Origin of the sequence: uncultured Methanobrevibacter sp., assembly GCF_902771435.1 — an archaeon.
Lineage (GTDB): Archaea > Methanobacteriota > Methanobacteria > Methanobacteriales > Methanobacteriaceae > Methanocatella.
On the sequence record NZ_CACXXB010000017.1, the window covers coordinates 12,398 to 25,439 of the forward strand.

Consider the following 13,042-nt stretch of genomic DNA (forward strand, 5'->3'; position numbering starts at 1 on the left):
TTATAATGGAAATACTCAAATACTCTGACATTGAGTTACTGGAAACAATAAAAAGGTCGGAACAGGACGTAAACAATGTCCTGGACATTGTGTCTGATATTTTAGATAATGTCAAAGAGAATGGAGACCAGGCTATCAGACAATATACCGAAAAGTTTGATGGTGTTACAATAGAAAATTTGAAAGTATCCAAAGATGAAATTGAAGAGGCATATGATACTTTGGACGATGGTTTGCTTATGGCTTTAAAACAGGCTGCCTCAAACATTGAAAAATTTCACAAAAAGCAAATTCCGCAGGAATGGGAAATGGAAGTAAATCCTGGTGTGGTTGCAGGCCAAATCGTAAGGCCTATTAACTCTGCAGGCTGCTATATCCCTGGAGGTCGTGCGGCTTATCCATCATCAATATTGATGACAGTAATACCTGCGAAAATTGCAGGCGTTAAAAAGGTTGTCTGTGTTACACCTCCTCAAAAAGATGGCAAAATTCTAGATGCGATTTTGGTTGCGGCAGATATTGCAGGAGCCGATGAAATTTACAAAGTTGGAGGAGCACAGGCCATTGCAGGACTTGCATTCGGAACACAGTCAATTCCACGAGTTGAAAAAATTGTTGGTCCTGGAAATATATTCGTTACTGCAGCAAAGAAACTTGTCTATGGTCAAGTAGACATCGAGTTTCCGGCAGGCCCATCAGAAGTACTTATACTGGCCGATGAAAGTGCAAATCCCGAATTTTTGGCAACCGATATTTTGGCGCAGGCGGAACATGACCCTAATGCATCCTGCTTTTTGGTAACTGATAGTGAAGATTTGGCAATTAAAACTGATGAATTCATCAAACAGTTGACTGAAATTGCACCAAGACGTGAAATTATAGAGGAATCATTGGCAAAAAGTGGAAAAATTATTATCACTGACACATTTGACGAAGCCATTCATGTAACAAATGAATATGCTCCTGAACATTTAATCATCTCCACTAATGACGATGACGAAACCCTTTCACACATCAACAATGCGGGATCCATCTTTTTAGGTCCATACTCACCGGTGGCAGCAGGAGATTACGGCTCCGGAACAAACCATGTTTTGCCTACAGGCGGAGGGGCAAAAATGTATTCCGGGCTTTCAACTGAAGCGTTTATCAAAAAACCGACAGTTCAAAGACTTACAAGGGAAGGTCTTAAGGAGCTTTCAAAAACTTCCGTTCCAATAGCCGAATATGAAGGTTTCTTTGCACATGCAAACTCATTTAAAACAAGATTGAGGGATGATTAGATGGATTTTGAAAGAGTGGATATGGATGAACTTCCTGCAGAGGAATTGGAGAAATATGCTCGCCAAGGCGAATTGGTCTTCAAGCTCAATCATACCATGCCGATGACTCCCGAGTATGATGAGATATTGAAGGAGCTTTTCGGTGATAATCTTGGTGAAAATTCAAGGGTAATGGCCCCTATTTCAGGCGCAGCTTTGGATAAGCTGGTAATCGGCGATAATGTATTCATCAATTCCAACTGTTTGGCAATGGCCCGTGGCGGAATAACAATCGAGGATGATGTGATGCTTGCCGCCAATGTGCAGCTTCTTTCCAATAATCATGACGAGTACAGCAGAAATGTATTGCTTTGCAAGCCCATCCACATTAAAAAAGGTGCATGGATTGGAGCGGGCGCCACAATACTTCCGGGAGTAACCATTGGTGAATATGCTATAGTAGGCGCATCTGCGGTTGTAACAAAAGACGTAGGAGACTATGAGGTTGTTGCAGGCGTTCCGGCCAGGGTCATGAAAACTCTGGATAAGAATAAGTTTTAATCATTTTCAGTTGCCGATTAGAAAAGGCAACACTATTTTTAATTTATTTTTTGATTATTTCATTATTTTTTTTAAAATTTACATATCTTTATTAAACATTAAATCTAAACTAAAATTATAATGAAAATTTATCATTATTATTTATTTTTACAGACCTCGAGGTGAATAATTTGCAAGGTTTATTAAAAGATTGGAGAAGAACAAACTATGCTAACCAATGCAATCCTGAAATTGCAGGCAGTGATGTCACTATCATGGGTTGGGTACATGAAATCCGTGATTTCGGTGGAATCATGTTCGTCATCATCCGTGATGTGACCGGCAGAGTTCAAATAACCGCTCCAAGTAAAAAAGTAGAAGCAGAAGTGTTAGAACAATTAAGAGAATTAAGAAAAGAATCCGTAGTAGCCATTAAAGGTATGGCTCAGGAAGCTCCTAAAGCACCGAACGGTGTTGAAATTTTACCTAAAGAAGTGAAAGTATTGAACATGGCTAATCAGCCTTTACCTATGGATCCTACAGAAAAGGTCAAAGCAGGAATCGATACAAGATTGGATTCAAGATTTTTGGATATCAGAAAAGAAAATGTTTCAGCTATTTTCAAAATCAAAGGTCAAATGTTCCATACAATCAGAGATTTCTTCTATGATAATGGATTTTATGAAATTAACACTCCTAAACTCGTAGCTTCAGCTACTGAAGGAGGTACAGAATTATTCCCAATCGCTTACTTTGACAAGGAAGCGTTCCTTGGACAATCACCGCAGCTATACAAACAGATGATGATGGCAAGTGGAATGGACAAGGTATTTGAAATCGCTCAAATATTCAGAGCAGAAGAGCATGATACCCTAAGACACTTGAATGAAGCAGTATCTATCGATGCTGAAGTTTCATTTGCAGATGATGAGGATGTAATGAAAATCCTAAATGACATGCTCGTCAATGTAGTAAACGACATCAATGACAAATGTGCAGACGAACTTGAAATCTTAGGACATGAACTTGAAATTCCTGATGAGAAATTCCCTCATGTAACCTACGATGAAGCTGTCGAAATCGTCAATGCACACGGCGTTGAAATGCCATGGGGTGAAGACCTCTCCCGGGAAGCTGAAAAGGCTTTGGGTGACGAAATGGGTGGATTCTACTTCCTGACAGAATGGCCATCTGCAATTAAACCATTCTATGTCATGCCTAAGGATGGAGATGAAAAATACTCCCATGCATTCGATTTAATGTACAACAATCTTGAACTGTCTTCAGGTGCTACACGTGTACACCAACATGACTTGCTCGTAAAACAAATTGAGGAAAGAGGCTTAAACCCAGAAGGTTTCGGAACATACCTCAAGGCGTTTGAATACGGTATGCCTCCTCATGCAGGTTGGGGTGTAGGTGCAGAAAGGCTGACCATGGTCATGACCGGTTCTGAAAACATCCGTGAATGTGCACTCTTCCCAAGAGACAGACACAGATTAACCCCTTAATATTATTTTTTAGATTTAAATGGATGAATATGACATAGCTGTTATTGGCGGAGGCCCGGCGGGAATCATGGCTGCAATTGCCGCAAGCCAGAATTCCTCCAAGGTAATATTGCTCGAAAAAAACCCGCAGCTTGGACGTAAGCTCCTTATGACCGGCGGCGGAAGATGTAATATCACCAACCTTAAGCCAATAAAAAAGCTATTGAACATTTATCCTCAAAAAAACTTTTTAAAACACTCTTTTTTTACATTTACAAATGAAATGCTTCTCTCATTTTTTCAGGATAGAGGATTGGATTTCATTGAGGAAGATGACAACAGAATATTTCCTGAAACTGAAAAGTCAGGCGATATCTTAAAGATTTTAACAGAATCTCTGGATGATGTTGTTATAAGGTATAACTTTGAAGTCAAAACAATAACGGAAGGCTTCATCATAAACGACAGCATCAAGGCGGATAAGATTATCATCGCAACCGGGGGCGTTACATATCCTCCGACCGGCTGCAGCATGAAAAACTATTCCCTTACCTCACAGCCACTGACAGACATCAGATACGGGCTTTCCCCATTGATTACAAAAAAGGATCTATCTGAAATTGCAGGAATAACATTGTATGATGTTGCTGTAAGCTATGGGAAAAGTAAAATAAAAGGCAATGTCCTGTTTTCACATGTAGGGCTTACCGGTCCGGCTATCATCAATCTGAGCAATCTTATTTCCGAAAGCATAACTTATAACTTATTGGAAAACGGGCCTGATTTGGATATTGAAATAGCTATTGATTTGTGTCCGGATTTCACCCGTGATGAGTTAAGCGAGAAATTCACAAATGATTTCCAGCTTAAGGGAAAAACAATGATTAAGAATTATCTGAAGCTGTTTTTGACAAACGGTTTTATAGGTTTCTTTTTGGATGAATGCGGATTGGAAGGCGAGACTCAACTGTCCCGAATAAATAAGAAAGCTAAAAACAGACTGATTGAAAAATTAAAAAGATTTACTCTTGAAATCACAGGATTTAATGAAGGCCTTGCAAAGGTAACCATCGGCGGTGTTGATTTGGCTAATGTCAATGCGAAAACAATGGAATCAACATTAACGCCTAAGTTGTATTTTGCAGGGGAAGTTCTCGACCTGCACGGACCGACAGGCGGTTATAATCTGAAGATTGCCTTTTCAACCGGTTTTTTGGCAGGTCTGTCGGCCAGTGAAAAGTAGTCATTTTTTTTCTATAAACAAAATATTTAACATATATTTAATTCTAAAATTAACTTATGACAGACAAAATGTTCATGGGTGCATCAACTAAGCAAGGTTTGGATATTGCAAACAAAAGCAGAGAAATTATCCGTGGCCTTATTGGAGATGATGTCAAAGATTTAAATCCTCTCGAAAGAGATATTGTTGAAAGAATTGTTCACTCCACAGCTGATCCAGAATATGCAAAACTGGTTAAAATCAGCCCGGATTTTGTAGATGCAGCTATGGATTCCCTCAGAAATAAAGAAACCATTTTAACCGACATCAATATGGTTAAGTATGGTATTACCAGATATGAAGGGGAAGTTGAGTGTTACATTAAAAACGAGGAAGTTGTAAAAATAGCCAAGGAAAATCAGATTACCAGAGCTGCGGCCGCCATGCGCTATGCTGCAGATAATGATTTTGAAGGCATTGTAGTTTCAGGTAATGCTCCAACCGCTGTTTTTGAAGCTATGGATTTATACCAGAAAGGCGAAATGAATCTTAAAGCTATTGTAGGAGTTCCTGTTGGTTTTGTAGGTGCGGCCGATTCTAAAGAGGCTCTGCACAATTCCGACATTCCCAACATTATTGTTGAAGGTCCGAAAGGGGGGACCCCGATTGCCGTAGCTTGTGTAAACTCATTAATACAACATTTGTAGTGTGATAAAATGTATTCCGAAGAATTGTTCAATGAATCTAAAAATTATTTTCCGGGTGGAGTAAACTCTCCGGTGCGTGCTTTTAAGCCTTATCCGTTCTTTGTCAAAAGTGCAGGAGGGTCCAGACTTACCGATGTGGATGGAAAAACCTATATTGACCACTGCCTTGCTTATGGCCCTTTGATATTGGGACATGCTGACCCTAAGGTAGTAAGGGAAGTTTCAAATCAATTAACTATTGGAACTGCTTACGGTACTCCAACTGAAAACGAAATTAAACTGGCAAAGGAAGTTGTTGACAGAATCCCGTCTGCTGAAATGGTGAGATTTTGTAACAGCGGAACCGAAGCTACCATGAGTGCAATCAGGCTTGCAAGAGGTTTCACAGGTAGAGATAAAATTGTCAAATTTGAAGGGGCATATCATGGAGCGCATGACTATGTACTGGTTAAGGGAGGTTCCGGAGCTGCAACATTACCGGATTCACCGGGCATTCCGTCAGACACTACCAAAAACACCTTATCAGTTCCGTTCAATGATGAGGAAGCCATGACTGAACTAATTGAAAAGGAAGGCGAAAACATTGCATGTATTATTATGGAAATAGTCATGGGCAATGTCGGATGCATAGAACCTAAACCTGGATTTTTGGAATTCATCAGAAAAATCACAGAGGAAAACGGAATCGTACTTATATTTGATGAGGTCATCACTGGATTTAGGGCATCAAGGGGAGGAGCCCAGGAATATTACGGCGTCACTCCTGATTTGACCACTTTAGGTAAAATCGTTGGAGGAGGACTTCCTATGGGTGCATTCTGCGGTAAAAGGGAAATCATGGAATTGATTGCACCGCAAGGTCCTGTATATCAGGCAGGCACATTTTCAGGAAACCCTGTATCCGTACAGGCTGGAATTTCCACACTGACACAGCTTGATGATGCATTCTACAAGGAGCTTGAGAGGAAAGGCAATTACCTGAGAGGCAACATCAAATCCATAATCGAAGATGAAGAGTACAATATTCAGCCGGTGGGACTCGCATCAATGTTTCAGATTTATTTCAATCCCGCACCGGTATACAATTATGCGGATGCTCAGAAATCTGACAGAAGGCAGTTTTTAAGATACTTTAAGACATTATTGAAGGAAGGCATATTTATACCGCCATCCCAGTTCGAATGTAATTTCATATCAAATGCGCACACCATGGAGGATCTGCAGAAGACTTCCGATGCCATAGAACTGGGACTTGAAGCGGCATTCAAGAAAAGAAGAAGGTAATACAATGGAAATAGACTTTAAGGAAGTTGCATCATATGTAATCATTCTTGTAATTGTATTAATTGCGGCACAACACCTGAACGTTGTTGTTTCAGGAAGTATGGAGCCGGCATTTTACAGGGGAGACATCGTCCTTGTCGAAAAGGCGGATTTTCTGGGAATCCATGAATTCAACCCTGAAGATGTAAAAGTGGGAGACGTGGTTGTCTATGATGCTGCATGGTATGACCAGCCGGTCATTCATAGAATTATAAATATTACAGAGATTAATGGAACCACGATGTATGTAATAAAAGGGGACAATAACAATGCTCCTGACCCTTATTATGTAAAGGCTAGCCAAATCAAGGAAAAGGTAGTGACATTTGGCGACAGTCTGGTCGTTATTCCAAAAGTCGGTTATCTATCCCTCTGGTTGAGAGGTTTATAATTATTATTAAGGTGAGTTAATGTATTTTGAAATTGAAAAACAAGCTATTGAAGCTATTAACAAGGCATTAGATCAATATGATGTAGAAGTTGACAGGAATTTCAAGCTGGAATTCCCTCCAAATCCTAATTTGGGAGATCTTGCAAGTACCATTGCATTCGCCCTTACTAAAAAGTTAAGGACTTCACCTCCTGAAGTTGCAAAGGATCTGGTTGAAAAAATAGAAGTTCCTGAAATTTTCACAAAAGTCCAGAACTTCGGACCTTACGTCAATTTCTTTATTGACTATTCAAAATTCTCAAAATTATTGCTGGAAAAGGTTGATGAAAATTACGGACAGCTTCCTGAATACGGTGAAAAGATTGTCCTTGAACACACTTCAGCAAATCCCAACGGTCCGCTCCACATAGGACACATCAGAAACTCCGTCTTTGGAGATTCACTTTCAAGGCTATTGAAACTGGCAGGAAGGGATGTCATAACCCAGTATTATGTAAACGATATGGGAAGACAAATCGCCATCATCGTATGCGGAATAACCGAATGCGGTCTTAAAATTGAAGATTATGAAGGCGAAAAACTGGACCACAAAATCGGAAAGCTGTACTTTGATGCCAACAAGGCCGTGGAAGAGGATGAAGCATTGAATGAAAAGGTCGATGAACTGATTCAGAAATACGAGGAAGGCTCCGATGAGGAGTTGAATAAAGTCTTTGAAGACGTGGTGTCAAAATGCATCAGCGGAATGAAGGAGTCTCTTTTGAGAATGAACATCATCCATGATGATTTCGTATGGGAAGGACAGTTCGTAAGAAACGGCGAAGTCGACGATCTGGTAACATATATCCAAAGGGAAGGCTTCACCCGTGAAAATGACGTCCTCTACATTGATTTGACAGACTTCAACATTGAAAAGGAATTCGTTTTAAGACGTTCCAACGGCACTTCACTTTACTCAACCCGTGATTTGGCCTACCACAGGTACAAGGCTACCTTGGGAGATACTGTACTTGACATTTTAGGCTCAGACCATAAGCTGGCCGCAAAACAGATGAAGGTAATCTTTGAAGAGATTTTAATGCAGGAAGCTCCTGAAGTAATCTTTTATGAATTCATTACCCTTCCTGAAGGTTCAATGTCAACAAGAAGAGGCAAATTCGTATCAGTGGATGAACTCATTGACGAAGCTGTTTTAAGGGCACACGATGAAATCAAATCAAGAAACCCTGATTTGACCGAAGAGGAAATCGCACCGATGGCAGAAGAGATTGGTGTTGGAGCTATCAGGTTCTTCATCGCAAAATTATCTCCTGAAAAGCATCTTACATTCAAATGGGATGAAGCCTTAAGCTTTGAAAGAGGCTGTGCTTCAATTCAATATGCACATGCAAGAGCATGCAAGTTGCTTGCAAAATCAGGCAAGGACATCGCTTCTTTGGAAGTTGCAGATGATTGGGTTCCTAATGATTTTGAACAGGACCTTGTAAGGCAAATCGCCAAGTTCCCGCAGGTTGTTGAAGACTGTGCAAACAAAAAGAGAGTTCACAATATCACACAGTACTGTCAGGATTTGGCAGGTTCCTTCAACAAGTTCTACAAATCACAGCAGGTCATAGGTTCTGATGTTGAGGACACCAGACTTATTCTGGTTGACAGAGCCAAAACAACAATCAAAAATGCTTTAGATATTTTAGGTGTTTCAGCACCTCGCAAAATGTAGATGGGTAGTTTTAACTCATCTTTAATTTCTTTTTTTTACAGCTACATCACATAAGTCAATTGTCTTATTTTTAACCGCTAATTTTATTAAATTAATAATAGGTTAGTTTTAAACAGTAGTTTAAACTTAAACCATTAAAATAATTCATTAAAAAACAAAGTATTCTCACACTTAAATTAGACTATAATTCCTCATGTTACATGGATTATTTTTAACAGGAAAAAAAGTAAAGATTTAATCCACAAAGTGGATGTAATCTTCTTTTCTTGGCAACGGTTCCGGCGCTTCCATGTCAGGATAGCCAAGCACCACATGACCGATTCCCTCATAGGTTTCGGGAATTCCCCATTCTTTCAGCAACGCTTTACCTTTCTCAGAGGCAAACTCGTCACGGGCTCTGTGAATCCAGCAGCTTCCAACACCAATCGCATGGGCCGCATTGACCAAAACCGCCAGTACGCTTGATCCGTCTTCAACATATGTCGGAAATTCGCTGTCGGCAAGCACGATTAACAGTGTTTTTGCTCCGTAAAATGGATCCATATCCTCCGGAACATCAACCGGGAAAAAGCTTCTGTTCCATGCTGAAAATTCCTTGATGGTTTCCGGATTTTGAATCACGACAATTTTGGGAGACTGTGCTCCACGGCCTGTCGGGGCATAGGTTCCTGTTTCGAGAATTGTTTTTAAATCCTCATCTGAAATCTGTTCGTCTTTGAATTTGCGTATGCTTCTTCTGGTTTTTAAGTCTTCAATTGTTTGGTTCATATTAGTTCCTCGCATATTTTTATTAGTAATTTTTGAAAATCTTCAAATTCTCTCTCAGTCAGGCTTTCTTTGATTGTTTCATCCCATTTTTCATCATAATTCATTATCTTTTGAGCTATTTTTGCACCTTCGGGAGTCACATTCACAATCTTTTTTCTTTTTTCCGGAGTTTTGACAATCAGTCCTTTCTTTTCAAGTTTATCCAGGTTTCTTGTCACTGTGCTTTCATTGACATGCAGCTCTCCAGCCAGTTCCTCCTGGCTTATTGCCTTGTTTTTGTAAGCTTTAATCAGCAGAGGATACAGGCCTGAACTGAGATTGACATCCTTCAGCTTGTCGTTGAGGTATGATGTCTGTTTTCTGTAAAGCAGGGAAACAAGGGGGGATGTGGGCATGTCATTATCAAATGCCATTTTTTTCACCTTTTATTAGCTTGTTGATGTAGAGCTCGATGCATGCGTAACATATCAGTGAGCCTATTCCTCCTCCGAGAAGCATTCCGCAGTATATTCCGAACTCCCCCATATTGAATGTAAATCCGAGAAGGTATGCGAAAATCAGCACAAGTATGAATTCCCTGAATGTTGTAAGTACAAATGATATGGTTCCCTTTCCGACTCCCTGAAAGACGTTACCTGCACTGGCTCCGAACGGAACGTATAGGATAAAGAGACACATTATCTGCAGGAAACTGGATATCATCGGAGCCAAATCTGCGCTGCTTTTGGAGTATGAGAATATGAATGCAATCTGGTTTGAAAATACATTCAGGATTATGCACACGATTATTGAAGCTATCAGCGCCACCTTGACGGCATATCTTGCAGTGACCCTCAGGTTTTCGTATTTCCTTGCACCGTATGCCACTCCGGCAACTGATATGGCCGCTGTTCCGACTCCGATTGCTGGAACCATTCCGATGTTGATTATTCTCCAGCCTGCAGTATAAACGGCCACCGCCACAGGTCCGGATACTATTGTAAGCATGTAGTTTACGAATATTGTCAGTACAGACAGCACGAGCTGCTCCAGACTTGCAGGAATACCTACAACCAGAATGTCCTTGTACATTTTAAAGTCATTATGGAAGTCTTTAAAGTCGTATGAAAGGTAGGTGTCCTTTTTAACAAATATCCAGTAAAGCATTAAAAGCAGGCTTATGAACGGCCCTAGGGCTGTTGCCAATGCGGCTCCCTTGATTCCCATTCCCATAGGATAAATGAATATAGGGTCCAAAATCATGTTTATTATTGCAGCCAGAGCTATTGGAATTGTTGCTCTTTTGACGTCCCCTTCCGCTCTGAATGCTGCTCCTACAATCGGCGGCATTAAAATTGCAAATGTCAGTGCGAATATGATGAATCCGTAATCCATCGCATAGCCTATTACGCTTCCGGCACCCATCATGTTGAGCATTGGTTCCATAACTGCGATGAATATGACTGATATGATTACTGAAACTATAAAGCTTAAAATGAGGTTGTGGATTGCAGCATTGTTTGCCGAAGCCTTGTCCTCTGCTCCGATGTATCTTGATATCAGTGAGTTTCCCCCGGCTCCGAGTCCGTTTCCAAAACCTACCAGAATCATAAACAGTGGCGTAACGTATCCCAGTGCCGCCAGCGGTTCTGCACCTAGTCCGGCTACCCAAATGCTGTCAATAATGTTGTTTACTAAAATTAGGAACATGCTTCCTATGATTGGCAGTGAAAGTTTATTGATTGCTTTTTTAGGATCTCCTGTAATCATTTCAATATTTTCATTTTTTCCCATAATTTACCTCACTCTTGCATATGCAATTATACTCTTGTATATGCAAGTGTTTGTATTTAAAGTTATTGATGTCATTTTGAAATATTGTTATAGCTATTTAATATTGATTTAAAGCTATTAAATTGCTTTAATTTATAACTGCTCAATTTATATATGGTTTTAATCTAAAATAGTCTTGTATATGTCGGCATATCATATTTGGTAAATATGGTGAGAATATGTATATTCCATTTGGTAAGGACACGTTGCAAAAACTATCTCTCATAGCCTTTGCACGGGTAATATTGGCGATGATGGGCGATAAAAGAAAAGTAGTTAGATTCTATCCAACGGAGTTAATAATTCCAACGTTTAGGCACAGATTCATGGATGGTGTTTTGGAGTTGGATGATGGAGTTTTGATTAATATTGAGTTTCAAACAGGAGATTTAACAGAAAAGTTTCTCCTTAGATGTGCTCAATATGCAATTAATCTGAGGGTAATCAGTCGTAAATTTGTTGAAACAAGTATAATATCCACAGGAAATAGAAACAAATCAAAACTAATAGCATTCATCTCGAAATTCTTCCTTTTTAAGCCAAAGATTTTTTTCTACTCTGAATATGATGGATTGGAAATTTTAAATAATATTAGGATAAAATAGAAAATAAAGAGAAATTAACATTACTTGACCATTATTATTTGGTATTCATACCATTTATGGGCAATGTTAATCAAGTTGAAGTAGCATTTGAAGTCTTTCGAATTGCAAATAATCGAGAATTGTTTTCTGCAGACGAACAATCGGAAATTAAAAAATGTCAATATGTTGTAGCTCAAATTGTTGCAAACGGTAATGAAAATTTATTCAATAAATTTTGGGAGATTATTATGTGGAACAATGATTTTTTAGTTGAATATGAGGAAAACTTAATTAAAGAAACTACTGAAAACGTTACTCAGCAGGTTACTGAGCAGGTTACTGAGCAGGTTACTGAGCAGGTTACTATGGATGTTAGTAAAAACATTGCTAAGAATCTTAAAGATGTTTTAAGTGATGAAGAAATAGCTAAAAGAACTGGTTTGTCTCTTGAAACAGTTAAAGGACTTTAGAATTTCCATGGTTTGGATTTAATTGGAGGCAATTTTCCAGTTAAATTCATCTTAATTTTAATTTCAAAAAAATAGCTAAACAATTATAAAAAAGAATAAAAAAGATGGCTATTCAAGACTGCCATCTACAACTTTTTGTTGGTGGGTTTCAAGATATTCTCTGGAAATACCCGCATTTTGACCGCTTTGAATTATATCAGAATCATCACTTGATTGGCTTGAATCTGAATATGTTGAGGAATACGAAGAATCACCGCTGGTATATCTTGTGCTACTTTCATCAGTAGTATAATTGGCAGTTGAATTTTCTGAAGTTCCGTCTTTGATTGTTATCTTTTGATTGGCGGAACATCCGTTGTGCTTATCGTCACCGTCATAGCTTACTGACACGGTATAATTTCCGGATTTCTCATCTTTTAAGATTAGACTACCCTTTCCGTTGTCATCTGTAGTTATTGTGAAATTCTGTGTTTCATTCACGCCTCTGAATGTAATTTTTATTTCCTGATTTGATAGAGCGTTCCCCTGTGCATCAACAAGCTCAAAGTCTATCTGATTTCCATTTTTCAGATTGCTCCCAGATAAAAAATCGATTTTTGTGTCGGTTTTAATGCCTGCTGAAAATGAAAGAAGCCCAGCAAGAGCAATTAAAACAATAATTATGAGAGCAATTATTATTTTTCTATCCATTAAAATCACCTTGTATTAAATTTTGTTACGGTTGTATATATAGTATAATGATAGTGTCACATT

14 protein-coding genes are annotated in these 13,042 nt (G+C 39.1%); 10 read left to right on the plus strand and 4 right to left on the minus strand.

The window, feature by feature from the left end; translation table 11 throughout:
• Positions 1 to 5: 5 nt before the first annotated feature.
• The 8 genes from hisD to argS all read left to right on the plus strand — a co-directional run bounded on the left by hisD (position 6) and on the right by argS (position 8,655).
• Positions 6 to 1,283, plus strand: a complete 1,278-nt coding sequence (gene hisD / locus QZU83_RS05775; RefSeq protein ID WP_295610404.1) for a histidinol dehydrogenase — start codon at positions 6 to 8, stop codon at positions 1,281 to 1,283.
• On the plus strand, positions 1,284 to 1,823 hold the full coding sequence (locus tag QZU83_RS05780) for a DapH/DapD/GlmU-related protein (RefSeq protein WP_295610406.1): 540 nt from the start codon (positions 1,284 to 1,286) through the stop codon (positions 1,821 to 1,823).
• 170 nt (positions 1,824 to 1,993) lie between these two features.
• Positions 1,994 to 3,313, plus strand: coding sequence for an aspartate--tRNA(Asn) ligase (gene aspS, locus QZU83_RS05785; protein ID WP_295610408.1), 1,320 nt, complete (start codon positions 1,994 to 1,996; stop codon positions 3,311 to 3,313).
• Positions 3,314 to 3,332: 19 nt separating this feature from the next.
• The gene (locus tag QZU83_RS05790) at positions 3,333 to 4,535 is read left to right on the plus strand and encodes an aminoacetone oxidase family FAD-binding enzyme (RefSeq protein ID WP_295610409.1); all 1,203 of its coding nucleotides are present in this window, start codon (positions 3,333 to 3,335) and stop codon (positions 4,533 to 4,535) included.
• Positions 4,536 to 4,591: 56 nt separating this feature from the next.
• Positions 4,592 to 5,221 (plus strand): cobalt-precorrin-8 methylmutase, encoded by a 630-nt coding sequence (locus tag QZU83_RS05795; protein ID WP_295610411.1) that lies wholly within the window; start codon positions 4,592 to 4,594, stop codon positions 5,219 to 5,221.
• Positions 5,222 to 5,230: 9 nt separating this feature from the next.
• Positions 5,231 to 6,505 carry a glutamate-1-semialdehyde 2,1-aminomutase gene (gene hemL, locus QZU83_RS05800; RefSeq protein WP_295610413.1) on the plus strand — a complete coding sequence of 425 codons (1,275 nt, stop codon included), beginning with the start codon at positions 5,231 to 5,233 and terminating at the stop codon, positions 6,503 to 6,505.
• A 4-nt stretch (positions 6,506 to 6,509) separates the two neighbouring features.
• A complete protein-coding gene (locus QZU83_RS05805) occupies positions 6,510 to 6,935 on the plus strand; it encodes a signal peptidase I (RefSeq protein ID WP_295610414.1) in 426 nt (141 codons plus the stop codon).
• 19 nt (positions 6,936 to 6,954) lie between these two features.
• The gene (gene argS, locus QZU83_RS05810; protein WP_295610415.1) at positions 6,955 to 8,655 is read left to right on the plus strand and encodes an arginine--tRNA ligase; all 1,701 of its coding nucleotides are present in this window, start codon (positions 6,955 to 6,957) and stop codon (positions 8,653 to 8,655) included.
• A 234-nt stretch (positions 8,656 to 8,889) separates the two neighbouring features.
• Here the strand turns inward: argS and QZU83_RS05815 are convergent, their stop codons facing one another.
• From QZU83_RS05815 to QZU83_RS05825, 3 genes are read right to left on the minus strand one after another with little or no spacing between them, the layout of a single operon-like run.
• A complete protein-coding gene (locus tag QZU83_RS05815; protein ID WP_295610416.1) occupies positions 8,890 to 9,423 on the minus strand; it encodes a nitroreductase in 534 nt (177 codons plus the stop codon).
• Positions 9,420 to 9,836, minus strand: coding sequence for a MarR family winged helix-turn-helix transcriptional regulator (locus QZU83_RS05820; protein WP_295610418.1), 417 nt, complete (start codon positions 9,834 to 9,836; stop codon positions 9,420 to 9,422). Before QZU83_RS05820 ends, QZU83_RS05815 begins: the two co-directional genes overlap by 4 nt.
• Complete coding sequence (locus QZU83_RS05825; RefSeq protein ID WP_295610420.1) at positions 9,826 to 11,196, minus strand: MATE family efflux transporter; 1,371 nt, start codon at positions 11,194 to 11,196, stop codon at positions 9,826 to 9,828. The genes QZU83_RS05820 and QZU83_RS05825 overlap by 11 nt, the downstream gene beginning before the upstream one ends.
• A gap of 218 nt (positions 11,197 to 11,414) precedes the next feature.
• Between QZU83_RS05825 and QZU83_RS05830 the strand changes: the two genes are divergently transcribed.
• Entirely contained in the window at positions 11,415 to 11,840 is a 426-nt protein-coding gene (locus QZU83_RS05830; RefSeq protein WP_295610421.1) for a hypothetical protein, read from the plus strand.
• Positions 11,841 to 11,878: 38 nt separating this feature from the next.
• Positions 11,879 to 12,289, plus strand: coding sequence for a hypothetical protein (locus QZU83_RS05835; RefSeq protein WP_295610423.1), 411 nt, complete (start codon positions 11,879 to 11,881; stop codon positions 12,287 to 12,289).
• Positions 12,290 to 12,397: 108 nt separating this feature from the next.
• Here the strand turns inward: QZU83_RS05835 and QZU83_RS05840 are convergent, their stop codons facing one another.
• A complete protein-coding gene (locus tag QZU83_RS05840; protein WP_295610424.1) occupies positions 12,398 to 12,979 on the minus strand; it encodes an Ig-like domain-containing protein in 582 nt (193 codons plus the stop codon).
• Positions 12,980 to 13,042 lie beyond the last annotated feature (63 nt).